The sequence below is a fragment of the Cellulosimicrobium sp. CUA-896 genome (assembly GCF_001942335.1).
Classification (GTDB): Bacteria; Actinomycetota; Actinomycetes; order Actinomycetales; family Cellulomonadaceae; genus Cellulosimicrobium.
On sequence record NZ_MKKH01000018.1, the window covers coordinates 1 to 22,225 of the forward strand.

At 74.4% G+C, this 22,225-nt stretch carries 21 protein-coding genes and 4 pseudogenes; 16 read left to right on the forward strand and 9 right to left on the reverse strand.

What is annotated here, in order from left to right:
• Window positions 1-213: 213 nt before the first annotated feature.
• Window positions 214-444, forward strand: a pseudogene (locus tag BJF88_RS23265) (ribonuclease H-like domain-containing protein); the annotation flags it as partial.
• A 281-nt stretch (window positions 445-725) separates the two neighbouring features.
• Here BJF88_RS23265 and BJF88_RS19905 read toward each other — a convergent pair.
• Window positions 726-977, reverse strand: a complete 252-nt coding sequence (locus tag BJF88_RS19905; RefSeq protein WP_187346204.1) for a hypothetical protein — start codon at window positions 975-977, stop codon at window positions 726-728.
• On the opposite strand from BJF88_RS19905, the gene BJF88_RS07320 reads away from it, so the two are divergent.
• Complete coding sequence (locus tag BJF88_RS07320; RefSeq protein ID WP_075828333.1) at window positions 936-2,531, forward strand: ATP-binding protein; 1,596 nt, start codon at window positions 936-938, stop codon at window positions 2,529-2,531. The genes BJF88_RS19905 and BJF88_RS07320 overlap by 42 nt on opposite strands.
• Before the next feature lie 46 nt (window positions 2,532-2,577).
• On the opposite strand, the gene BJF88_RS07325 is transcribed toward BJF88_RS07320, so the two are convergent.
• From BJF88_RS07325 to BJF88_RS07335, 3 genes are all read right to left on the reverse strand, one after another.
• Window positions 2,578-3,387: a hypothetical protein gene (locus BJF88_RS07325; RefSeq protein ID WP_075828334.1), complete on the reverse strand. Its 810-nt coding sequence runs from the start codon at window positions 3,385-3,387 to the stop codon at window positions 2,578-2,580.
• A gap of 448 nt (window positions 3,388-3,835) precedes the next feature.
• The gene (locus tag BJF88_RS07330) at window positions 3,836-4,039 is read right to left on the reverse strand and encodes a cold-shock protein (protein ID WP_024841308.1); all 204 of its coding nucleotides are present in this window, start codon (window positions 4,037-4,039) and stop codon (window positions 3,836-3,838) included.
• 315 nt (window positions 4,040-4,354) lie between these two features.
• The gene (locus BJF88_RS07335) at window positions 4,355-4,864 is read right to left on the reverse strand and encodes a nitroreductase family deazaflavin-dependent oxidoreductase (protein ID WP_075828335.1); all 510 of its coding nucleotides are present in this window, start codon (window positions 4,862-4,864) and stop codon (window positions 4,355-4,357) included.
• A 785-nt stretch (window positions 4,865-5,649) separates the two neighbouring features.
• Here BJF88_RS07335 and BJF88_RS21625 point away from each other — a divergent pair.
• From BJF88_RS21625 to BJF88_RS21645, 9 genes and pseudogenes are all read left to right on the forward strand, one after another.
• Window positions 5,650-5,871, forward strand: a pseudogene (locus BJF88_RS21625) (ABC transporter substrate-binding protein); the annotation flags it as partial.
• Between the two features lie 106 nt (window positions 5,872-5,977).
• On the forward strand, window positions 5,978-6,520 hold the full coding sequence (locus BJF88_RS21630) for a branched-chain amino acid ABC transporter substrate-binding protein (RefSeq protein ID WP_304441367.1): 543 nt from the start codon (window positions 5,978-5,980) through the stop codon (window positions 6,518-6,520).
• Window positions 6,521-6,637: 117 nt separating this feature from the next.
• Window positions 6,638-7,582: pseudogene (locus BJF88_RS07345) on the forward strand (branched-chain amino acid ABC transporter permease); the annotation flags it as partial.
• 373 nt (window positions 7,583-7,955) lie between these two features.
• Entirely contained in the window at window positions 7,956-8,843 is an 888-nt protein-coding gene (locus BJF88_RS07350; protein ID WP_255371847.1) for a branched-chain amino acid ABC transporter permease, read from the forward strand.
• A complete protein-coding gene (locus BJF88_RS21635) occupies window positions 8,732-8,986 on the forward strand; it encodes a hypothetical protein (RefSeq protein ID WP_255371848.1) in 255 nt (84 codons plus the stop codon). The genes BJF88_RS07350 and BJF88_RS21635 overlap by 112 nt, the downstream gene beginning before the upstream one ends.
• 98 nt (window positions 8,987-9,084) lie before the next feature.
• Complete coding sequence (locus BJF88_RS07355) at window positions 9,085-10,035, forward strand: ABC transporter ATP-binding protein (protein WP_075828366.1); 951 nt, start codon at window positions 9,085-9,087, stop codon at window positions 10,033-10,035.
• Window positions 10,022-10,741 (forward strand): ABC transporter ATP-binding protein, encoded by a 720-nt coding sequence (locus BJF88_RS07360; RefSeq protein WP_075828336.1) that lies wholly within the window; start codon window positions 10,022-10,024, stop codon window positions 10,739-10,741. Before BJF88_RS07355 ends, BJF88_RS07360 begins: the two co-directional genes overlap by 14 nt.
• A gap of 29 nt (window positions 10,742-10,770) precedes the next feature.
• A complete protein-coding gene (locus BJF88_RS21640) occupies window positions 10,771-11,469 on the forward strand; it encodes a hypothetical protein (protein WP_255371849.1) in 699 nt (232 codons plus the stop codon).
• A 518-nt stretch (window positions 11,470-11,987) separates the two neighbouring features.
• Window positions 11,988-12,560 (forward strand): PQQ-binding-like beta-propeller repeat protein, encoded by a 573-nt coding sequence (locus tag BJF88_RS21645; protein WP_255371860.1) that lies wholly within the window; start codon window positions 11,988-11,990, stop codon window positions 12,558-12,560.
• A gap of 59 nt (window positions 12,561-12,619) precedes the next feature.
• Here the strand turns inward: BJF88_RS21645 and BJF88_RS21650 are convergent, their stop codons facing one another.
• Window positions 12,620-13,717 carry a diguanylate cyclase domain-containing protein gene (locus BJF88_RS21650; protein ID WP_255371850.1) on the reverse strand — a complete coding sequence of 366 codons (1,098 nt, stop codon included), beginning with the start codon at window positions 13,715-13,717 and terminating at the stop codon, window positions 12,620-12,622.
• A 60-nt stretch (window positions 13,718-13,777) separates the two neighbouring features.
• Here BJF88_RS21650 and BJF88_RS07380 point away from each other — a divergent pair.
• The 3 genes and pseudogenes from BJF88_RS07380 to BJF88_RS07390 form a co-directional block, all read left to right on the forward strand.
• Window positions 13,778-16,134, forward strand: a pseudogene (locus tag BJF88_RS07380) (S9 family peptidase); the annotation flags it as partial.
• Window positions 16,135-16,200: 66 nt separating this feature from the next.
• Window positions 16,201-17,469, forward strand: a complete 1,269-nt coding sequence (locus BJF88_RS07385) for an inorganic phosphate transporter (protein ID WP_083648961.1) — start codon at window positions 16,201-16,203, stop codon at window positions 17,467-17,469.
• A gap of 11 nt (window positions 17,470-17,480) precedes the next feature.
• Complete coding sequence (locus BJF88_RS07390) at window positions 17,481-17,762, forward strand: hypothetical protein (RefSeq protein WP_255371852.1); 282 nt, start codon at window positions 17,481-17,483, stop codon at window positions 17,760-17,762.
• 17 nt (window positions 17,763-17,779) lie between these two features.
• Here BJF88_RS07390 and BJF88_RS07395 read toward each other — a convergent pair whose 3' ends face one another.
• Together BJF88_RS07395 and BJF88_RS07400 are read right to left on the reverse strand one after the other, a co-directional pair.
• The gene (locus tag BJF88_RS07395; RefSeq protein WP_075828340.1) at window positions 17,780-18,994 is read right to left on the reverse strand and encodes a glycoside hydrolase family 3 N-terminal domain-containing protein; all 1,215 of its coding nucleotides are present in this window, start codon (window positions 18,992-18,994) and stop codon (window positions 17,780-17,782) included.
• 57 nt (window positions 18,995-19,051) lie between these two features.
• The gene (locus BJF88_RS07400) at window positions 19,052-19,465 is read right to left on the reverse strand and encodes an SRPBCC domain-containing protein (RefSeq protein WP_075828341.1); all 414 of its coding nucleotides are present in this window, start codon (window positions 19,463-19,465) and stop codon (window positions 19,052-19,054) included.
• Window positions 19,466-19,572: 107 nt separating this feature from the next.
• On the opposite strand from BJF88_RS07400, the gene BJF88_RS07405 reads away from it, so the two are divergent.
• Window positions 19,573-20,556 carry a hypothetical protein gene (locus BJF88_RS07405; protein WP_139315962.1) on the forward strand — a complete coding sequence of 328 codons (984 nt, stop codon included), beginning with the start codon at window positions 19,573-19,575 and terminating at the stop codon, window positions 20,554-20,556.
• Between the two features lie 87 nt (window positions 20,557-20,643).
• On the opposite strand, the gene BJF88_RS07410 is transcribed toward BJF88_RS07405, so the two are convergent.
• Together BJF88_RS07410 and BJF88_RS19530 are read right to left on the reverse strand one after the other, a co-directional pair.
• Window positions 20,644-21,762 (reverse strand): low specificity L-threonine aldolase, encoded by a 1,119-nt coding sequence (locus BJF88_RS07410; protein ID WP_075828343.1) that lies wholly within the window; start codon window positions 21,760-21,762, stop codon window positions 20,644-20,646.
• On the reverse strand, window positions 21,759-21,899 hold the full coding sequence (locus BJF88_RS19530; RefSeq protein ID WP_158068897.1) for a hypothetical protein: 141 nt from the start codon (window positions 21,897-21,899) through the stop codon (window positions 21,759-21,761). Before BJF88_RS19530 ends, BJF88_RS07410 begins: the two co-directional genes overlap by 4 nt.
• Here BJF88_RS19530 and BJF88_RS07415 point away from each other — a divergent pair.
• Window positions 21,898-22,206, forward strand: a complete 309-nt coding sequence (locus BJF88_RS07415) for a hypothetical protein (RefSeq protein WP_075828344.1) — start codon at window positions 21,898-21,900, stop codon at window positions 22,204-22,206. The two genes, BJF88_RS19530 and BJF88_RS07415, sit on opposite strands and share 2 nt — an antisense overlap.
• Window positions 22,207-22,225 lie beyond the last annotated feature (19 nt).

The following is a 22,225-nucleotide window of genomic DNA, read 5'->3' on the forward strand; positions in this document are numbered from 1 at the left end:
GGGCCCACGACCTCGCCGCCGAGCGTGACGCCCTCGTCGCGTTCGTCGACCACGTGACGCGCGCCGCCGCGAGCACCCCCGGCCTGCACGTCTACCACTACGCCGCGTACGAGAGGACGCACCTGCTCGCCATCGCCGCACGGCACGGGGGTGTACGAGGAGGAGGTCGACGACCTGCTGCGCGACGGCGTGCTCGCTCGACCTCTACGCGTCGTGCGCCGAGCGCTGCGCGTCTCCGACCGCTCACGGTCCATCAAGAAGCTCGAGCCGCTGTACATGGGCGACGACCTGCGCACCGGCGACGTGCAGGACGCCGCCGCGTCCGTCGTCGCGTACGCCGAGTACACGGACCTGCGCGACGCCGGCCGGGACACGGAGGCCGACGAGCTCCTCCAGGGCATCGCGGACTACAACCGGTACGACTGCGTCTCGACGCTGCGGCTGCTCGAGTGGTTGCGGGGGGCCGTCGCCGTCGCCGCGTCCGGTTCCGGTGATGTGGTCGGGGCGGGTGCGGGGTCGGCGGGTGCGCGCGCCGTCGACCTGTCCTCGGGGCAGGGGGAGGTCATCCCGAGCGAGCGGGAGGTCGCGCTCGCGCTGGAGGCCGAGATCCGGGAGGTCGTCGGGGAGGACCGGGCCGGGCGGAGCGCGGCCGCGCAGGCGCTCGCGATGTACGGGGCGGCCGTCGGGTACCACCGCCGCGAGGCGAAGCCGTTCTGGCACGAGCACTACTCGCGGCTCGCGCTGCCCGTCGACGAGTGGCTCGGACGTCGGAACGCGTTCCTCGTCGAGACGGCGGTCGTCGCCACCACCTGGGAGGTCGAGCCGGGCCGGCAGACGTGGTCGCGGCGGCTCGAGCTCGTCGGACGGCTGCCCGAGGGCACCGACCTGCGCACGGGGACGACGCCGTACGTGCTGTACGACCCGCCGCTGCCGCCGTGCGCGAGGACGTCCGCCGACGGCGCGCGTGGCTGGCTCACCGGCGCGACGATCGTCGGCGCCGAGCGCCGCGAGACGCCGGCCGGCGCGCGCGACGTCCTGGTCGTGCGCGAGCAGCTGCCGCGCGGCGCGGAGACCTTCGACGCCCTCCCGCTCGCGCTGACACCCGCACCCGGTCCCGGGACCAAGCCGCTCGAGACCGCGGTCGCGGCGGCGGCGCGGGAGGCCCTCGAGAGCTGGCGGGCCGTGGGGGAGCTGCCCCGCGACGCGGTGAGCGACATCCTGCTGCGCCGCGCACCGCGACTGCGTCCGCCGCGGGACGCGCGCCCACGACGGGGGAGCACGACGACGAGGCAGGTCTGCCCCGTCCGGACGGCGACGACCTCGTCGGCCCGATCGCCGCCGCCGTCGAGCGGCTCGACGACTCCTACGTCGCCGTCCAGGGCCCGCCCGGCACCGGCAAGACGTACGTCGGCTCGCACGTCGTCGCCCGCCTCGTGCGGCAGGGCTGGAAGGTCGGCGTCGTGGCGCAGTCCCACGCCGCCGTGGAGAACATGCTGCGTGCGGTGGTCGGCACCGCGGGGGTGCCCGCCGACCTCGTCGCGAAGAAGCGGGCCGGCGACGGCCCGTCACCGACCGCCGTGTGCGCGGAGCTCGACGGCGCGGCGCTCGCGGCGTTCGCCACCGAGCCCGGCCCACGGGTCGTCGGCGGGACGGCGTGGGACTTCGCCGCCGGACGGCTCCCGGAACGCACGCTCGACCTGCTCGTCGTCGACGAGGCCGGCCAGTTCTCGCTCGCGAGCACGATCGCCGTCGGGCGCGCGGCACGGCGGCTGCTCCTGCTCGGCGACCCGCAGCAGCTCCCGCAGGTCAGCCAGGGCGCGCACCCCGAGCCCGTGGACCGGTCGGCGCTCGGGTGGCTCGCGGACGACCACGGCGTGCTCGTCGACTCGCTCGGCTACTTCCTGCCGCTCTCCCGGCGCATGCACCCGCACCTCGCGGCGGCGGTGTCGAGGCTGTCCTACGAGGACCGGCTCGGTGCGCACCCCGTCGCCGCCGCCCGGCACCTGGACGGCGTGGCCCCGGGGATCGAGCAGGTGCTCGTCGAGCACACGGGCAACGCCGTGCGGTCCGCGGAGGAGGCCGCCGAGGTCGTCCGGCAGGTCGAGCGGTTCCTCGGCCGGGCCTGGACCGACGAGCACGGTGACGTCAGGCCGCTCGGCCCGCGGGACGTCCTCGTCGTGGCGCCCTACAACGCCCACGTCTGGGAGGTGCGCTCCGCCCTCGCGGCGGCGGGCCACCCCGACGTGGAGGTCGGGACGGTCGACGGCCTCCAGGGCAGGGAGGCCGCCGTCGTCGTCGTGACGCTGGCGGCGTCGTCCGGTCGCGACGTGTCGCGCGGTCTCGGGTTCCTCCTCTCGCGCCAGCGCGTCACGGTCGCCGTGTCCCGCGCCCGGTGGGCCGCCGTGGTGGTGCGCGCACCCGGCCTCACCGACCACCTCCCCGGGACGCCGCGCGGGCTCGAGGAGCTCGGCGCGTTCCTCGGGCTCTGCTCCCCGCCGACGCCGGCCCGAACGGGGCCGACGCCGGCCTGAACGGGGGCGAGGCCGTCGCCGTGACATCCTCCGGCGGCGCCGGCTCTCAGAACTCCCCGAACCCGCCCCCGAAGTCGTCGAACCCGCCGAAGTCGCCGAACCCGCCGTCACCGCCGTCGGCGGCGCCGGCCTCGGTCATGCCGGCGTCCCCGGCCTCGGAGCCGCCCGGCTCGGCACCGGCGTCCCCGCCGCCCTCCTCGCCGCCACCCGCCGCCCCCGGGTCCTCGCCCCCGGCTGCGGCGTCCTCCGCGGCGGGCTGCGTCGGGTCGCCGAACGCGGGGCCGAAGAGCGCGTTCGCGACGGCGGAGCCGATGACCACGCCGGCGACCGTCCCGAGCAGGCTCGACCCCACCATCGAGCCGAAGCCGGGCGCTCCGCCGCGCCCGCCGAAGGACCGCTCCAACGTGCCGGGCTGGCGCATCTCGGCACGTGTCGCCATGCGGGCGAGGTCCTGCGGCGCATCCGTCGCCGCGCGCTCGGAGGCCGGCACGGACTGACCGAGCTCGGCGAGGACCTGGCGCCGCTGCTCCGGGGTCAGGCGCGCGAAGGCCTCGGCGTGCGCCTGCTCGACGGCGTCCGGCGGCGCGGTGCGCAGCATGTACCGGTAGCGGTCGACCGCGATCTCGTCCGGGGTCCGCTGCCGGAACGAGCCCTGCTGCGACGGGTCGGGCGCGTCCTGGGTGCCGTACGCCGGCGCGGCCCCGGGCGTCGGGTACGCGGCGGGGTACTGCGTCGGCTGCGGTGCGTTCTGCCCGTAGCCGGTGTGCGGACCGGTCTGCCCGTGGCCCGCCTGCCCGTGCGGAGCGCCCTGCGGGTCGCGCGGCTCGCGGCCGAGAAGTCGGTCGAGGAATCCCATGGTTCTCCTCCGGGGGTGTGGCGGTCTGGTCGTGGGGACGGTCCCGGTCGGCGCCGCGCTGCCCGCGTGGTCGACGACCTCTCCCGTGCAACGACCGCCACGGGTCGCCGGTTCCTCGCCGAACCCGAGGTTGTGCGTTACCGAGCGGCCTGTGTGACGCACAGGCCAGGGTTCGACGCCCGGAGGTGCCGAACCCGGGCCTGAGCGCCACCGAGCGGCCAGCGTGACGCGCAACCCAGGGTTCGGCGCCGGGCGGTTGCGAACCCCGGCCTGTCGACCGATCGTGAGCCCGATGGGTGCGCGACCCGGGGTTCGGCGGATGCGGTGTGGCGGCGGGTCGGGCGACCTGCGCCGAGTCGGGCCTGGACGCACGAGCGCCCTCGACCGTCACGGTCGAGGGGCGCTCGGAGAAAATCGGACGCGCCGGGCTGGCCGGCGACCGTCGAGATCAGAGGGCGCGGATGTTCTCCGCCTGCGGGCCCTTGGGGCCCTGCGTCACGTCGAACTCGACGCGCTGGTTCTCCTCCAGCGTGCGGAAGCCCTGCGACTGGATCGCGGAGTAGTGCGCGAACACGTCGGCCGAGCCGTCCTCGGGGGCGATGAAGCCGTAGCCCTTCTCGCTGTTGAACCACTTCACGGTTCCGGTAGCCATGGTTACTCCTTCAAGAGTGTCAACCTTCACCCCCCACGGTCGCGGGGGCGTACATCACGGTGTTCGTCGTCAACTCTTGGGGTAACAAGGTCCGCCGGGGTGCACCCGAGGGTGTCACCTCAGCGCGAGGACAAGCGAGGCACTGCAATCTCGGGGAACACGGTACAGGCTGGGCCGGTTCCTGGCTACGGATCTGTGGACGGACCGCGGACGCAGTGGTTTATCTCGTCGTCGTGCCCCGTCGTGCCCCGTCGTGCCCCGTCGTCGCGCCGTCATCCCGCCCCAGCGTCCCGTCGGCCGAGCTGCGGCTGCGGGTCAGCGGACGACGGCGAGCTCGACCACCGGGACCACGTGGTGCCAGTCGTCGACGCCGTGCGACGCGGCGAGAGGTTCCGCCCACTCGCGCAGGACGGGCTCGAGCGTGGACCAGGCTCGCGGCGAGCGCGCCCCGTAGTCGTCGAGGAGGCGGGCGCCGTCGTCCGGGGAGAGCGTCGTGGCCCGCGCCCGGGCGGCGCGGCGCGCACCCGTCCGGATGAGGACGCGCGGCTCGGCGACGAGGTTCCGGTACCACTGCGAGCGCGGTCCCAGACCCGCGACGACGACGAACCGGTCGGGAGCGGGGCGGTCGACGACCTCGAGGACGACGAACCGCGCCTCTCCGCTCGACCGCCCGCGGTGCACGAGGAGGAGGAGGCGGTGGCCGAGGAGCCCGCCGAGGCCGGCCCGGAAGAGGGCGACGGGTGCGCGCACGAGCCACCGCGTGCGGAGCAGGGCGGAGGCGAGGGGCACCCCGGCACCGTACGCCGCGCTCGTGCTCGTGGTCATGCTCGTGGTCGTCTCGGGCCGGGCCTGCGCCGGGGCCCGAACCTCGCCCGGGTCGGCGCCGCGGGGACGGACGTCGCCCCCGTATCAGAACATCCGTACCAACTCCGCCGTGGAAACGAGACCAGTGCGTTACAGGTCGGTAACAACTGTGGCCGGTTCGCGAAACTCGTCCGGCCTACGTTCGCGTCACCCCAGAACGCGGAAGCGCCCCTTCTCGCGGATTTGTGGGCCGGTGGTCCTCGGGATGCCGCGGGGACCACCGGGAGCGCGTGCGCGAGGTGGGTACCAGCACACGGTGACCTGTGTCACTATTCAGCACGCGATTTCGACGGTGATTTCGGCGATCGAACGCGGAGAGGGCAGACGGCCCTCGTCGCGGGGGATCTGGACCACGGAGGTTGGCATGCATCGCACAGCACGGCGGGCGAGCGGAGGTGCGGCTCTGCTCCTGGCGGCCACGCTCGTCCTGACCGCCTGCGGACCCCAGTCCCAGGGCGGCGGCGACGAGGAGACGACCGGCACCTCGACGGAGACCGGCGACTCGGGGGGCGGGGAGCTGAGCATCGTCCCGTCCGTCCAGATCGACGCGGAGGGGGCGGAGGTGCCGGCGCAGGAGACGGGCGACGCCGCCGACCCCGCGGGTGACGGCAGCGCCGAGTGCGCCGAGGGCACGTCGATCGCGATGGCCGGTGCCCTCACGGGCCCGAACGCCGCGCTCGGCCTCAACATCCTCTACGGCGCGCAGGTCGCGGTCGACGCGTCAACGGGGCGAACCCGGCTGCCAGGTGGAGATCAAGCAGTTCGACACCGAGGGCGACCCGCAGAAGGCCACCCAGGTGGCGCCGCAGATCGTCGGCGACGCGAGCGTCATCGGCCTGCTCGGCCCGGCGTTCTCGGGCGAGACCGCCGCCACCGGCGACGTCTTCAACCAGGCGGGCCTGCTCTCGCTCACGGCCTCCGCGACGAACCCCGACCTCACGGCGAACGGCTGGACCAACTTCTACCGTGGCCTGGCCAACGACGCGGTCCAGGGCCCGGCGGTCGCGATGTACATGACGGACACCCTCGGGTACCGAGAGCGTCTGCGTCGTCACCGACAACTCGGACTACGGCATCGGTCTCGCGGAGCAGATCACCTCCGGGCTCGGCGACGCCGCGAACGCGGACTGCGCGGCCGAGGTCAAGACGGGCGACAAGGACTTCTCCGCCGCCGTCCAGATCATCTCGGGCGCCGACGCGGACGCGGTGTTCTACGCCGGGTACTACGCCGAGGCGGCGCCGTTCGTCCAGCAGCTGCGCGACGGCGGCGTCGAGATCCCGTTCGTCTCGGCGGACGGCACGAACGACCCGCAGTTCGTCTCGCAGGCCGGCGGCTCGTCCGAGGGCGCGATCCTGTCCTGCCCGTGCGGTCCTGCGCCGGACGAGTTCGCGGCGACCTACGAGGAGACGAACGGCCAGGCCCCGGGCGTGTACTCGGTCGAGGGCTACGACCTCGCGACGATCATGCTCTCCGGCATCGCGTCGGGCGTGACGGACCGCGCCGCGATGATCGACTACGTCGCGAACTACTCCGGTGAGGGCCTGGCCCGCACCTACGAGTGGGACGACACGGGCGAGCTCTCCGCGGCGCTCATCTGGATCTACGAGGTCCAGTAGCTCCCCGACGACGACGCCCCGCCCCTGCCCCGCGCCACCGGGCGCGAGAGTGCGGGCGGGGCGTCCCGTCGCGGACCACGAACCTCGCGACCCAGCACCTGAACACCAAGGAGCGTCATGCCCGCCCTTGCTGACGCGCTGCTCACCAGCGCGACCGCCGGCCCTCTCGTCCACCAGTCGCTCATCGACTTCGACCTCGCCGCCCTCGGGCGCAACTTCTGGGGCCTCACCATCGAGGGCCTCACGTACGGCGCGATCTACGCGCTGGTGGCCGTCGGCTACACGCTCGTCTACGGCGTGCTGCGGCTCATCAACTTCGCCCACTCCGAGGTCTTCATGCTCGGCATGTTCGGGCAGTACGCCACGCTCCTGCTCCTCGGGTTCTACCCGATGGGCGACGCCTGGGACATGGGGATCGGCCTGACCGTCTTCTACCTCGGCGTCGCGATGCTCGGCGGCATGGCGGTGGCGGGAGGCGCCGCCGTCGGGCTCGAGCGCGTGGCCTACCGGCCGCTGCGCCGGCGCGGCGCCCCGGCGCTCGTCTTCCTCATCACCGCGATCGGCATGTCGTTCGTGCTCCAGGAGTTCGTGCACTTCGTGCTCCCGCGGCTCACGGGCGGCGAGCTCGGCGGCGTCAACGCAGAGCAGCCGATCCGGCTGGTGCAGCCGGAGGTGCAGTTCACGATCGGCGGAGCACCGGTCACGAACGTCACGCTCGTCATCATCCTGTCGGCGCTGGTCCTCGCCCTCGCGACGGACCTGTTCATCAACCGCACCAAGTTCGGGCGCGGCATCCGCGCCGTCGCGCAGGACCCGGTGACGGCGACGCTCATGGGCGTCTCGCGCGAGCGCGTCATCATGCTGACGTTCCTCATCGGCGGCATCCTGGCCGGCGCCGCGGCGCTGCTCTACACGCTGCGCGTGCCGAACGGGATCATCTACTCGGGCGGGTTCATCCTCGGCATCAAGGCGTTCTCCGCCGCGGTGCTCGGCGGCATCGGCAACCTGCGCGGTGCGCTGCTCGGCGGTCTGCTGCTCGGCGTCATGGAGAACTACGGCCAGGTCGTGTTCGGCACGGAGTGGCGCGACGTCGTGGCGTTCGCCCTGCTGATCGTCGTCCTGATGTTCCGCCGACGGGCATCCTCGGGGAGTCGCTGGGGAGGGCCCGCGCATGAGCACGTCGACACCCGCACCCCAGCCGGCCGGCGGCGCGCCGCGGCCCACCCTCCCGCCCGCGGGCCGCGTCAGGACCAAGGACCGGCCGCACGGCGGCGTCGGCGACCGGCTGCGCCTGTGGTGGGGCGCCCTCGCGCGCCCGACGCAGTGGCTCGTCGGGGTGCCGTTCATCCTCTTCGTCGCGCTCGTGCCGATCCTGAACATCCCGGTCCTGACGACCGTCGGCACGAACTTCGGCGGCGTGATGGCGCAGTTCGGCATGATCGCGCTCATCGCCATCGGGCTCAACGTCGTCGTGGGCCAGGCCGGCCTGCTCGACCTCGGGTACGTGGGCTTCTACGCCATCGGCGCGTACACGGTCGCGATCCTCACGAGCCCGGACAGCCCGTGGAACCAGACCGACGAGTGGCTCGCGCGCGAGTGGGCGTGGCTCGCGGCCCTGCCGGTCGCCGTCGCGATCACGGCGATCTCCGGCCTCATCCTGGGCTCGCCGACGCTGCGGCTGCGCGGGGACTACCTCGCGATCGTCACCCTGGGCTTCGGTGAGATCGTCCGCCTGCTCGCCGACAACCTCGACGAGCTCACCGGCGGCGGTCAGGGCCTGCGCGGCGTCGCGTACCCGCGGCTGGGCGTCACGGAGGACCTGCCGAACGGCGTGTTCTCCGCGGGCAACGCGAGCGGCACGCTCAACTCCGGCGTGTGGTGGTACTGGGTCAGCCTGCTGTTCATCATCATCTCGCTGCTCTTCGTCGGGAACCTCGAGCGCTCGCGCGTCGGGCGCGCGTGGGTCGCCATCCGCGAGGACGAGGACGCCGCCGAGATCATGGGAGTCCCCACGTTCCGGTTCAAGCTGTGGGCGTTCGTCATCGGCGCCTCGATCGGCGGCGTGGCCGGCGCGCTCTACGCGGGTCAGGTGCAGTTCGTCATCCCGACCAACTTCAACGTCATCAACTCGGTGCTCTTCCTGTGCGCGTCGTGCTCGGCGGACAGGGCAACAAGCTCGGGGTCATCCTGGGGGCGTTCATCATCGTGTACGTGCCGAACTTCTTCCTCGGCCGCACCGAGCTGTTCGGCATCCCGATCGACGGCAACGAGATCGCGAGCTACCGCTACCTGTTCTTCGGTCTCGCGCTCGTGGTCCTCATGATCTTCCGCCCGCAGGGGTTGATCCCCGTCCGGCAGAAGCTGCTCGCCTACGGCCGCGAGCTCTACGTGGCCGCGCGCCGGGCGGCGCAGGCCGCCACCCGCAGGAGCGACGCGGCCACGACCACCGGGGAGGAGACCCGATGAGCACCCACGACCCCGGCGGCATCGGGGCGGGCGGCGAGCACGGCGACGAGCACCTCGCCGCGTCGGGCCGCGCGGAGTCCTCGCGCGCCGACCGCTACATGCCCGGCGCCGTCCTGAACGAGCCGGCCGTGGTCGACGTCGAGGCGGTGCGTCCCGAGCTCGCCAACCCCGAGCTCGTCGACGCGATGGTCGCGCCCGACCGTGCCGTCCACGCGCGCGTCGGCGAGCCGCTGCTGCAGATGGACCACGTGACGATGCAGTTCGGCGGCCTCACCGCGCTCGACGACGTCACCTTCGAGATCCGGCGCGGGGAGATCCTGGGTCTGATCGGCCCGAACGGGGCCGGCAAGACGACCGCGTTCAACGCCATGACGGGCGTCTACCGGCCCACCAGGGGCCAGGTCGTGTTCGACGGCGCCCCGGTGGGCAAGCTCAAGCGGTACCAGATCACGCAGCGCGGCATCGCCCGCACGTTCCAGAACATCCGCCTGTTCAACGAGATGACGGCGCTCGAGAACGTCGTGGTCGGCACGGACGCGCGGCACCGCACCTCCGTGCCGGGCGCGCTCTTCCGGCTCCCGCGCCACCGGCGCGAGGAGCGCGACGCGATCGACCGCGGCATGGCGCTGCTCGAGTTCGTCGGGGTCGGGGGCCGCGCCACGGAGAAGGCGCGCAACCTCTCGTACGGCGACCAGCGCCGTCTGGAGATCGCCCGTGCGCTCGCCACCGAGCCCAAGCTGCTCTGCCTGGACGAGCCGGCGGCGGGGTTCAACCCGGCGGAGAAGGAGGCCCTCATGGACCTCATCCGCCACATCCGCGACGACGGGTACACCGTGCTGCTCATCGAGCACGACATGCGCCTCGTGCGTGGCGTGACCGACCGGATCGTCGTGCTCGAGTTCGGGCGCGTCATCGCCGACGGCACGCCCGACGAGGTGACGAACGACCCGAAGGTGGTCGCCGCGTACCTCGGCGTGCCGGACGAGGAGCAGCCGCCCGCCGGGACGGGCACCACGAGCGAAGGAGGCGGCGGCGATGCCTCTGCTTGAGCTGCAGGACATGACGGTCGCCTACGGGCGCATCGAGGCCGTGCGCGGCATCTCGATCACCGTGGAGGAGGGCGAGCTCGTCACGCTCATCGGTGCCAACGGCGCGGGCAAGACGACGACGATGCGCGCGATCTCCGGCATCCGCCCCCTCGCGCGGGGCCGCGTGCTGTTCGACGGCAAGGACATCACGCGGATGAAGCCGCACCTGCGCGTGCTCGAGGGCATCGTCCAGGCGCCGGAGGGTCGCGGCATCTTCCCCGGGATGACCGTGATCGAGAACCTCGAGATGGGCGCGTACGCGCGGACCTTCGAGTCGAGGGCCGAGCACGACGAGACGCTCGACCGGGTCTTCGAGCTGTTCCCGCGCCTCGCGGAGCGCAAGGACCAGGTCGGCGGCACGATGTCGGGCGGGGAGCAGCAGATGCTCGCCATCGGACGCGCCCTCATGGCCCGGCCCCGCCTGCTCCTGCTCGACGAGCCGTCGATGGGGCTCGCCCCGATGGTCATCCAGCAGATCTTCCGGATCGTCTCGGAGATCAACGCGCAGGGGACGACCGTGCTGCTCGTCGAGCAGAACGCGCAGCAGGCGCTGTCGCGGTCGCACCGCGCGTACGTGCTGGAGACCGGCGAGGTCGTGCGCACGGGCGGCGGCCGCGAGCTGCTGGCCGACTCGAGCATCAAGGAGGCGTACCTCGGCGTGGCGTGATCCGCGCGATCGACGCCTACGATCGGGGGGTGCCCCTGCGACGCCGCGCGGCCAAGGCCGACCGCCACACGTTCGAGCTCGTCGACGACGGGCTGGCGGACGACGTCGACGTGGACCCGGTCCTCGACCTGACCGCGCCGCCCGACGCGCGCCGCGACGAGCCGCAGCCCGGTCGACGTCCCGACAACCGACGCCCCGGCGCTACGGACATCCCGGTCGAGGCACTCGACATCCATGACCGCGATACCCACGACCTCGGCGACGGCGCCCGGACGGCCCGGCGCGACGGGGGTCCCGGGCGCGCGGCGGCCCGCCGTCGTCGGCGGCGCGTCGTCGCGGCGTCGGTCGTGGGGCTCGCGGTCGTGCTCGGCGGCATGGCGACGGTGGACGCGGCGCAGTCGAGCGCGGACCTCGCGCGGCTGCGCGAGTCCCCGGGCGGAGTTGCGCCGATGATCTCCGCCCCGCAGGAGGTGTGGTCGGTCGACGGCGTCGTGCCGGGCGCGCTCGAGCTCGTCGCGGGGGCGGTCGTCACGGTCGAGGGCCACGACGTCGTCGCGCACGACTCGCGACGGGCGAGGAGCGCTGGCGCACGGACGTCGGGCCGTCCGTGTCGTGCGGCGTGGTGCTCGGGTACGCGTACGGGTTCGGGTCCGCGCCGGGCGACGAGCTCGTGTGCCTGGTCGGCGCCCCGGACCAGCTCACGGCGCCGGCCGACGTGTCCCCGGTGACGCCGACGGTCGCGCGCTCGGTCGTGGTCCTCGATGCGGACGGCGAGGTCCTCGGACGGCGCGACCTCGACGCGGCCGACGGCTGGGCGGTGCCCGGGCCGGACGGCTCGCTCGTGCGCGCGCTGCGCGTCGGGGAGGTCCCCGCCGGGCACGGGACCGAGCTGGAGGAGGACCCGAGGAGCGGCGAGCCCGAGGACGTCCCGCCGGGGCGCGACGTCGTCGTCGTGCTCGAGGACGCGCTCACCGGCGAGGAGCGCTGGCGCCACGAGCTGCCCTTCACCGACGGCCTGGGCTGGAACTGCATCGGGTGGGTCGACGACGGCGACGGCGGCTCGCGGATGCTGGCCGACGTCGAGCGCCTGTGGACGGCCGTCGTGGACGACCTGGTCCAGGTGGACGGTTGCGGCGTGTCGGCGTGGTTCGGTCCGGGCGGCGCGCGGCTCGACGACCCGGAGCTGCCGGCGGACGGCGTCCTGCGTCTGCCGGACGGTGCGCTGTACCGCGACGCGTCCGGCCAGATGAGCTGGGGCTACTCCAGCGCGTTCCCGACCGAGGAGCGCTCCGTCGTGCTCGCGCCGGACGGGTCGGTGCGCTGGGAGACCCCGGGGCCGCTCCTGCTCCCGCGCGCGTCGGACGGACGCGAGCTCGGCCTGCGCCTCGTGCGTGCCGACGGCGGGCTCGCCGCGTACGGGGCCGACGGCGCGGAGCGGTGGTCCGGGTCCGGGACGGGGGCGCCCGAGGAGGTGCTCGCGGTGGCCGGGGGCGTCGTCGTCACGGCGACGGCGGGGGAGCTCACCGCGCTCGACGTCAGCACCGGGAGCGAGCGGTGGACGCTCGGGAGCGCCGGCCTGCGCGATCCTGACGTCACGGACGACGCGGGCGCCTACAGCTTCGCGAACACCTTCACCGACGGCGAGCACCTGATCGTCGCGACGCAGGACTGGTCGGGCCGCGACCAGCAGCTCGTCGCGGTCGACCTGACCGACGGCGACGTCGTCTGGCGGACCGATCTCGCCGCGAACGCCTGGCCGCTCGCGGTGCAGGGGGCGCTCCTCGTGGTGGAGGACGCCTCGGTGTCCCGGCTCGGGTGACCCGCCGGGCCCGGACCGCGACGACGCGTGCGGCCGGGCGCGTCGCGACGCAGCCCGCGTCAGGCGGTGAGGTACGGGTCCGGCACCGCGGACCGTGCGGCGGCGAGGCGGTGCTCCACCTCCCGGACGAGCTCGTCCGCGTCGGCGGCACCGGCGACGGACCAGACGGTCGCGGTGTCGACGGCGGGCCAGGCGTCCGGCGGGAGCGCGCCGGACGGCGCGGCCAGGTGGCCGACGACCTCGGCACGCAGGGCCTCGACGGACGCGGCGGCCTGGATGTCGTCCATGGCGGGGAGCGTGGCGAGGACGGCGAACCGGTCGCCGTCGACGCGCCCGGCCTCGCACCCGCGCGGGAGGGCCGCGGCGAGCCGCTCGGCGAGCTCGACGAGGACGGCGTCGCCGGCCGCCTGGCCGTGGCGGGCGTTGACCGCGCCCATGCCGCGGACGTCGAGCAGCACCAGGGCGACGCGCGTGCCGCTGCCGGCGACGAGCCGGCACGCTGCGCGAGCAGGTGCCAGGTCGTGCGCCGGGTCGCGAGCCCGGTGAGGTGGTCGCGCGTCGCCTGGGTGGCGAGCGTGCTCACCAGGGAGCGCATGAGGTCGGCCGTGCTCACGCTGCTCCAACGGCCGGCCCCGGCGACGAGGACGTCGTCGTAGCGCCGCGTCCCCGGTCGGCCCATCGCGTGCGTCGCGGCCTCGGAGACCGTCGTCGCGCGGTCGACGACGAGGGGCGACCAGTCCGTCACGGTCGACGCCGGCCGGCGCTCGAGCACGGCACGGCCGTAGCCGAGGCGCCCGGTCAGGGCCGACGTGAGCGCCGCCCGCATGACGATGCCGAGCCGGTCGGCGCCGTCGTCGTCCTCCACGACGACGCAGTCGACGTCGGGGCTGCGGAACACGACCTCGAGCTGACCGACGGGGATGGACGAGCCGACGACCAGGACCGGCCGTGCCAGCCGGCCGACGAGACCGGTCCGGTCGGCCGTCGCGCGGCCCGTCGTCCGGCGCGCGAGCTGCGTGATGGCGTCGTGCACGCGCACAGTGTCGCGGCCGCCGGGGCTCGCGCGGGAGGGGTCGGAGGGCGGTCCACGCCGATGTTCGGCCACTGTTCAGCGACCCGTCACCCGGCCGTCGCCCACGGCGCCCGCCCCGTCGCACGCGCCCCGTCCGGGACTACGCTGGCCGGATGCCCGACGACGTCACGGCCCTCCCGCCCGCCCCGTCGCGCCACGGCGCCCGACGACGCGCACGCACCACGCGACACCGTCACCGACGACTACGAGTGGCTGCGCGACAAGGAGTCGCCGGAGGTCCTCGCCCACCTCGAGGCCGAGAACGCGTACACCGAGGCGCGGCTCGCGCACCTCGCGGGGCTGCGGCAGCGGATCTTCGACGAGATCAAGGGCCGCACGCTCGAGACGGACCTGTCCGTGCCGGTGCGCCAGGGCCGCCACTGGTACTACGCGCGCACGGTCGAGGGGAAGCAGTACCCGATCCACGCCCGCTCGCCCGTCGACGACTCGCTCGGCGCGGACGCGCCCTCGGCGTGGGTCCCGCCGGTGCTCGAGCCGGGCGTCCCCGTGCCGGGGGAGCAGGTGCTGCTCGACGACAACGTCGAGGCGGAGGGCCACGACTTCTTCTCGCTCGGCGCGTTCGACGTGTCCGAGGACGGGCGTCTGCTCGTGTACGCGACGGACGTCGTCGGCGACGAGCGCTACACACTGCGCGTGCGCGACCTCGTCTCGGGGCAGGACCTGCCGGACGTCGTCCCCGGGACGTTCCCCGGCGCCGTCTTCTCCCCGGACGGGCGGTTCGTCTTCTACACCACGGTCGACGACGCGTGGCGGCCCTGGCGCGTGTGGCGCCACGAGGTCGGCACCCCGGCGGAGCAGGACGTCGTCGTGCTCGAGGAGCCGGACGAGCGGTACTGGGTCGGGGTGGGGGTGTCGCGGTCGCGACGGTTCGTGCAGATCGACGTGGGGTCGAAGGTGACCTCGGAGACGTGGCTGGTCGACGCCGCCGACCCGACGGCGCCGGCGCGCGTGGTGTGGCCGCGGCGCGAGGGCGTCGAGTACACGGTCGAGCACGCGGTCGTCCCGGCCGCCTGGCTCCCCGGCGACCGCGCGGCCGACTCCGCGTCCGACTCCGCGGTCGGCTCCGGGGCCGGCTCTGCGGTCGACGTGCTGCTCGTGCTGCACAACGACGGCGCGGAGAACTTCGAGCTCGCCGTGGTCGACGTGCCGGGGACGGACGGCGTGGACGTGCTGCCCGACCCTGACGACGCCGAGACCGCCGCGATCGGGCCGGCGGGCGCGTTCGTCGTCGTGCCGCACGACCCGGCGACGCGGCTGGAGGCCGTGGACGCGTTCGCGGGCCACCTCGTGCTGTCGTACCGGCGCGAGGCGCTGTCCCGGGTCGGGGTCGTCGACCTGGCGACGGAGGTGGCGCCGCGCCCGGTGGGACTGCCGACGCCGATCCGCACGGGCGACACCGCCGCGCCGGGCGAGCCGTGGCACGTGCAGGAGGTCGCGTTCGACGAACCGCTGTACACCGCCGGGCTCGGGCCGAACCCGGAGTGGGACCCGCCGACGGTCCGGCTCTCGTGCACGAGCTTCGTCACGCCGGCGACGGTCTACGACCTGCGCGTCGAGACCGGCGCGCTGACCCTCCTCAAGCGCCAGCCGGTGCTCGGCGGGTACGACCCGGCCCACTACGTGCAGCGCCGCGACTGGGCGACGGCGGAGGACGGCACCCAGGTGCCGATCTCGCTCGTGTGGCGCCGGGACGCGCTCGGGCTCGACGCGACGGGGACCGGCGCCGAGCCCGCGCCGCTGCTGCTGTACGGGTACGGGTCGTACGAGATCAGCATCGACCCGGCGTTCTCCGCCTCGCGGCTGTCGCTCCTCGACCGGGGCGTGGTGTTCGCCGTCGCGCACGTGCGCGGGGGCGGTGAGATGGGCCGCGCCTGGTACGACGAGGGCAAGACCCTCGCCAAGCAGAACTCGTTCACCGACTTCGTCGCGGTCGCACGCCACCTCGTCGAGGCCGGTTGGACGAGCCCCGAGCGGATGGTCGCGCAGGGCGGGTCGGCGGGCGGCCTGCTCATGGGCGCGGTGACCAACCTCGCGCCCGAGCTGTTCGCCGGCGTCCTCGCGCAGGTGCCGTTCGTCGACGCGCTGACCTCGATCCTCGACCCGTCCCTGCCGCTCACGGTCGTGGAGTGGGACGAGTGGGGCGACCCGCTGCACGACCCGGACGTCTACCGGTACATGCGCGTGTACACGCCGTACGAGAACGTGCCCGAGGACGCGTCGCACTACCCGCGCGTCCTCGCCGTGACGAGCCTCAACGACACGCGCGTGCTCTACGTCGAGCCCGCGAAGTGGGTCGCGCGGCTGCGGGCGGCCGGCGCGCCGGCGCTGCTGAAGATCGAGATGAACGCTGGGCACGGCGGCGTCTCGGGACGGTACGAGGGCTGGCGCGAGGTCGCCTACGAGGACGCCTGGGTGCTCGACGTGCTCGGCCTCGCCGAGGTCCCCGAGGAGCGTTCGAACACCGCTTCGAACGCTCGGTGAACTGACGATGAACACTGGCAGAAGAATCCACAGGATGGTCGAGAGGGGTCTCCGGCTGCCCCCACCATGGAGGACGTGACCGAGACGCTCCTGCTGGTGCTCGTCGTCGTGACCGCACTGGCCTTCGACTTCACGAACGGCTTCCACGACACGGGCAACGCGATGGCCACCTCCATCGCCACGCGCGCCCTCAAGCCCAAGACCGCCGTCGCCCTCTCCGCCGTGCTCAACCTCGTCGGCGCCTTCCTGTCGCTCGCGGTCGCCGCGACGATCGCGAAGGGCCTCGTCGACGCCCAGGTGATCACCCTCGAGGTGGTACTGGCCGGCCTCGTCGGCGGCATCACCTGGAACCTGCTGACCTGGTTGCTCGGCCTGCCGTCGAGCTCGTCGCACGCCCTCGTCGGCGGCGTGGTGGGCTCGGTGCTCGCCGCCGTCGGTACCTCGGGCGTCATCTGGACCGGCGTCGCCGCGAAGGTGCTGATCCCCGCCCTGCTGGCGCCCCTGGTGGCGATCGGCGTGGCCGCGGCCGGCACGTGGCTCGTGGCGCGTCAGACGCGCAAGGTCCCCGAGAGCACGAGCACCCGCGCGTTCCGCTGGGGCCAGGTGGGCTCCGCCTCGCTCGTCTCGCTGGCCCACGGGACGAACGACGCCCAGAAGTCGATGGGCATCATCCTGCTCGCGCTCATCGCGGGCGGCGCCGTCCCGGCCGACTCCAGCGTCCCGTTCTGGGTGATCCTGTCGTGCGCGCTCTTCATGGCGCTGGGCACGTACCTCGGCGGCTGGCGCATCATCCGCACGCTCGGCAAGGGCCTCGTCGAGATCGACACGCGCCAGGGCATGTCGGCGGAGACGTCGTCCGCGGCCGTCATCCTGCTGTCCGGCTTCTTCGGCTTCTCGCTGTCGACGACGCACGTCGCCACCGGCTCGATCCTCGGCTCGGGCGTCGGGATGCCGGGCGCGAAGGTGCGCTGGGGCGTCGCCGGCCGCATGCTCGCCGCGTGGGGCCTGACCCTGCCGGCCGCCGGCCTCGTCGGCGCGGTGTGCTACTGGATCCAGGCCGGCATCGGCGGTGCGCTCGGCACCGTGGCCGTGTTCGCCATCCTCATCGCCACGTCCGTCGCGATCTGGGTCGCGTCGCGCCGCAAGCCCGTCGACCACCGGAACGTCAACGACGAGTGGGAGCCCGGCACCGCCCCGTCCGCCGACGCCGAGCCCGCGCTCGCCGACGCCGCCGCCACCCCCGCCGTCGCCGCCACCGCCTCGCCCGAGGCCGGTGCGGTCACCGCGGCACCGTCCGCCGACCAGCAGCGCGCGCGCCAGCGCGCCGGCGTCTGAGAGGAACCCTCGTGTCCTTCATCGAGATCGACTCCCTGCTCAAGGTCGTCGTCGCGGGCCTGATCGTCGGCGCCGGCCTGCCGGCCCTGTTCGCGCTGGGCGTCCGCCTCGCGGCCGGACGCACCACGCCCGCCGCGGTCGACGCCGACGGCGCCCAGCTCACGCCGTCGGGCGACGTCGTGACGGTCGAGCGCCCCACGATCGCGCGGCTCATCGCGGGCGGCGTCTGCTTCCTCGTCGTCGTGCTCGCCGTCGCGGGCGGGATCGTGTTCCTCGCCAACGGCGGCCACTGAGACTCGCGGCGGATGAGTCAGCGCAGGCGCTCCTTGGCGGCGAGGACCCGCAGCACCGCAGCGTCGACCTTCGCCGCGAACGCGTCGTCCTGCGCCGCGCGCTCGACGAGCGCGGTCGCCATCTCCGGCACGACCGACGGGTCGGCCGAGGCCAGGACCATGTCGCCGCCCGCCTCGATCGTCAGGACGGCGCGGTCCGCCGGTGACCAGGGCTGCACCTGCGCGGCCGCCGAGACGTCGTCCGTGACCACGACGCCGTCGAACCCGAGGTCCCTGCGCAGCATGCCGTCGACGACGACGGGGGAGAACGCGGCGGGCAGGTCCGGGTCGATCTGCGTGTAGACCGCGGTCGACGTCATGACGAACGCCGCGCCGGCCTCGATGCCGGACGCGAACACCTGCACGGACGCGTCGTCGCGCGTCGTGACGGAGTCGGTGACGCCCGTGGTCGTGTCCGTGTTGGCGGTGACGCGGCCGAGGCCGGGGAAGTGCTTGATCGTCACGTCGACGCCCGCGGCCTCCATCCCGGCGCTGAACGCGTTCGCGTGCGACGCCACGACGTCCGGCGTGAAGCCGTAGCTCCGCCGGAAGTACCCGATCGGCGGGTTCTGCCCGGCCGACGCCTCGGGCACGAGGTCCATCACCGGCGCGAGGTTGAGGTTCACGCCGGCCGCGGCGAGCTCGGAGCCCCACGTGGTGGCGTCCTGCTGCAGCGCGGCGGGGTCGAGCCGCGACTGGTCGAGCGCCGTCGGGACGTCGGAGAACCCGGGGCCGCGCAGCACCTGGACGAACCCGCCCTCCTGGTCCGTCGCGACGAACAGCGGCGTCCCTCGCGTCGAGTCGGCGGAGACGAGCGCCGTGAACCCGGCGACGAGGTCCGCCGTCGGCCCCGTGCCCGCCTGCGACCGGCCGGCGAGGAACACGTTCCCCACGTGCAGCTGCGACACCGCGTCGTAGCTCACCTGCTGCGGCGCGCCCACGTCGACGCCGACCATGAGGAGCTGGCCGACCTTCTGCTCGAGCGTCCACCCGGCGAGCGGGTCAGGCGGCGGCGTGGACGGCGAGGGCGCCGGCGCGGAGGGCGAAGGGGGAGCGTCAGGGCTCGACGCGCCCGGCGTGGGCGCGGACCCGGGGCTCGCGGGCCGCAGGGCGTACCACCCGACGGCGACCAGCGCGGCGACCGTGGTCACGACGGCGACGACGACCCACGTCGTCCGCGCTCGGCTGCCCACAGGAACACCTCCGCCCCACACCGTAGCGGGTCACGGAGCGGCCCCGGGGCCCTCCGGTCAGTCGTGCCCGGCGAGCGTCGCGAGCGCCTTGCACCACAGGTCGTGGGCGCGCTGCGCCCGGTCGGCCGTCTCGATGTTCTCCTCGAGCACGTGCACCGTCGTGCCGGCGTCGTCCGGCTCGAGGGTGATCGAGATGTCGTGGTAGTTCTCGGGGACGTCGGGCAGGTCCATGGTCGGGGAGAAGTGCGTGAACCGCAGCAGCCGCGGGCGGTCGACCTCCACGACCGTGCCCCAGTCGGCGAACTCACGGCCCATGTAGTGGCCCTCGAACGTCACGGGGCTGCCCGGCCGGTAGTCCGTCTCGACGTTCATGCCGAGCATCCAGCGCGCGCCGGGGTGGACCATCTGCGACCACACGACCTCCGGCGGGCGCGCGACGTGGACGGTGCAGGTCGTGGTGTGACCGGTCATCGGTACCTCCTGGGGGGTGGGGCCTGGAGCGACCGTAGACCGTCCGGCGGCGCGCGGCACAACGGGCGGCCGTGCGGCGGGTCACACGCCCCGCTAGGTTCGCCCGCGTGACCCGACTCGTCCTCGTCCACGGCCGTGACAATGCCGGTCTCGTGCCGCAGGAGCTGGAGCGGACGTGGCTCGCGGTGCTGCGTGCGGGTCTCGACGCTGCCGGGTCGCCGCGGGACCTGGCCGACGACGACGCCTCCTTCGTCTTCTACGGCGACACCCTCGCGGCGCTCACCGGTGGCGACGACACCGCGCCGCCGGTCACGGTGCACGCGGTCGTCGGCGCGGACACCGAGGCGCAGGTCGGTGCGATGACGGGCGACGAGCTCGCCTTCCTCGTCGCCGTCGCGCGCGAGGTCCTGCGGGGTGCGGGCGTCGACGCCGCGGCGGTGCCGCCGGACGCGGTCGCCGCGCGGGGCGTGGGCGACCTCGGCCTCGGCCTCGACCTCGGCCGCGTGGCGAACGCCCTGCTGTCCGCGCTCGACCGGTACGTGCCCCGGCTGAGCGGCGCGGTGCTGCTCCTCCTCGTCCGCGACGTGTGGGCCTACGTGCACGACCCCGAGGTGGCGCGCGTCGTCGACGACGCGCTGGCCGCCGCGCTGCCGACGGACGAGCCTGCCGTCGTCGTCGCCCACTCGCTCGGCTCCGTCGTCGCGTACTCCGTGCTGCGCGAGCGCGCCCCGCACGCCGGGCGCTGGGACGTGCCGCTGCTCCTCACGCTCGGGTCGCCGCTCGCGATCCGTGCCGTGCGCGACGTGCTCGAGGCCCGGGCGCCGTTGCGCGTGCCCGCACCGGTCCGCCGATGGGTCGCGGCGCGCGACCGCCGCGACGCCCTGGCGCTGCACGACCTCGGGCCCGGGGCGTTCCCGCTCGAGCCGGTGTCGCCGGGGATCGAGGACCTCGTCGTCGAGAACCGGGCGCCCGGCCACCACGCGGCCGCGGTCCTGCTCGACGGTCGCGTGCCCGCCGGGTACCTCGCGGTCCCCGAGGTGGCGCGCGCCGTCGGCGAGGCCCTGCCGCCGGGACCGCACCCCGCGAGATAGAGGCTCCGGTCGCGAGGTAGAGGTCCGCGGGTGCTACCTCGCGACCGCGGGCTCTATCTCGCGACGTGCCCTCGCGACCTGGAGCAACTACCTCGCGGCGGAGGGGGCGATCTCGGCCAGCGCGCCGCGGACGTCGGCGGCGAACTCGTCGACGTCCGCCACCGTGGTGTCCCACGCGCACATCCAGCGGACCTCGACGCGGTCGGGCGTCTCGCCGGGCGCCCAGTCGTAGAACCGGTGCCGCTCGCGCAGGCGCTGCACGACGGCGCGCGGCAGGGTCGCGAACACGGCGTTCGCCTGCGTCGGCTGCGTGAACGCGACGCCCGGGCCCGCCGAGCCGGCGGACTCCTCGAGGCCCGCCCGCAGCCGGGCCGCCATCGCGTTCGCGTGCCGCGCGTTGCGCCGCCACAGCTCGTCCGCGGCGGAGAGCTCATCGACGTCAGCGACCGGGTCGCCCACCGGCTCGAAGAGGGCCAGGAGTTGGGCGGAGACGTACCGCATCTTCGACGCGAGCTGCATCGTCGCCTTGCGGACGAACTCCACGCCGTCGACCGCCGACGGGTCGAGCACGATCACGGCCTCCCCGAGCGCCAGACCGTTCTTCGTGCCGCCGAACGAGAGCACGTCGACACCGGCGTCGGTGGTCAACGCACGCAGCGGCACGTCGAGCGCCGCCGCGGCGTTCGCGAGCCGCGACCCGTCGAGGTGCACGCGCATGCCGTGGGCGTGCGCGGCGTCGGCCACCGCGCGGATCTCCGCGGGCGTGTAGACCGTGCCGAGCTCCGTCGCCTGCGTCAGCGACACGACGAGCGGCTGCGCACGGTGCGGGTCGCCGAGGTCGCCCGCGAACCGCTCGACCGCCGCGGGCGTGAGCCTGCCGTCGGGCGCCGGCACGGTGAGCACCTTGACGCCGCCCACCCGTTCGGGCGCGCCGTTCTCGTCCGTGTTGAGGTGCGCGTGCTCCGTCGCGACCACCGCGCCCCAGCGCGGCAGCATCGCCATGAGCGCGACGACGTTCGCCCCCGTGCCCGTGAGCACCGGGTACGCCGCGGCGTCCGGCCCGAAGCGGTCCCGCACGACGTCCTGCAGCCGGGCGGTCCATGGGTCCTCCCCGTAGGAGATCTCGTGGCCGGCGCTCGCGGCGGCGAGGGCGGCGAGGACGTCGGGGTGGGCGGGCGCGTAGTTGTCCGAGGCGAACGTGGTCACGTGCTCAGGGTAGGACGGTCGCCGTGCCGGCCACCCCGGGTGGGCCCTGCCGCGGGCGGGATGCGGAGCACGGGACTAGCGTCGAGGGGGACGACGCCGACGACGGCGTCGACGACCAGGCCGGAGGTGTCAGCCATGTCCACGATCCCCGACCCGGGCGCCGTGCCCGACGAGCCGAACTTCTCGGGGCTGCCGCGCGACGAGCGCGACAGGTTCGCGAACCAGGGCGAGCCGAGCGACCCGGCCGGCCCCGCGGAGCCGACCGGTCCGGTCGAGCCGGTGCGTCCCGGCGAGCCGGAGCCCGAGCAGCCGGCGTCGCCCGGCCCGCCGCCCGACCCGTCCACGTCGCCGCACGAGCCGCGGACCGACGACCCGCTCGACCCGGACCGGCCGTCCTCCCCTGGCCCGCCCGTCGGACCGGACGAGCCGACGCCCGGGCGGTGAGGCCCCGCGGGCGGGTCCC

Coding starts and splice junctions, on each gene's coding strand:
- BJF88_RS07335 (WP_075828335.1), bottom strand. CDS start 4,864: ATGACCACGAGCACGAGCGCGGCGTACGGTGCCGGGGTGCCCCTCGCC.
- BJF88_RS07325 (WP_075828334.1), bottom strand. CDS start 3,387: ATGGGATTCCTCGACCGACTTCTCGGCCGCGAGCCGCGCGACCCGCAG.
- BJF88_RS07350 (WP_255371847.1), top strand. CDS start 7,956: ATGATCGCGCTCATCGCCATCGGGCTCAACGTCGTCGTGGGCCAGGCC.
- BJF88_RS19530 (WP_158068897.1), bottom strand. CDS start 21,899: ATGGCTGACACCTCCGGCCTGGTCGTCGACGCCGTCGTCGGCGTCGTC.
- BJF88_RS07355 (WP_075828366.1), top strand. CDS start 9,085: ATGCCCGGCGCCGTCCTGAACGAGCCGGCCGTGGTCGACGTCGAGGCG.
- BJF88_RS21645 (WP_255371860.1), top strand. CDS start 11,988: ATGAGCTGGGGCTACTCCAGCGCGTTCCCGACCGAGGAGCGCTCCGTC.
- BJF88_RS07330 (WP_024841308.1), bottom strand. CDS start 4,039: ATGGCTACCGGAACCGTGAAGTGGTTCAACAGCGAGAAGGGCTACGGC.
- BJF88_RS07385 (WP_083648961.1), top strand. CDS start 16,201: ATGGAGGACGTGACCGAGACGCTCCTGCTGGTGCTCGTCGTCGTGACC.
- BJF88_RS07415 (WP_075828344.1), top strand. CDS start 21,898: ATGTCCACGATCCCCGACCCGGGCGCCGTGCCCGACGAGCCGAACTTC.
- BJF88_RS07360 (WP_075828336.1), top strand. CDS start 10,022: ATGCCTCTGCTTGAGCTGCAGGACATGACGGTCGCCTACGGGCGCATC.
- BJF88_RS07400 (WP_075828341.1), bottom strand. CDS start 19,465: ATGACCGGTCACACCACGACCTGCACCGTCCACGTCGCGCGCCCGCCG.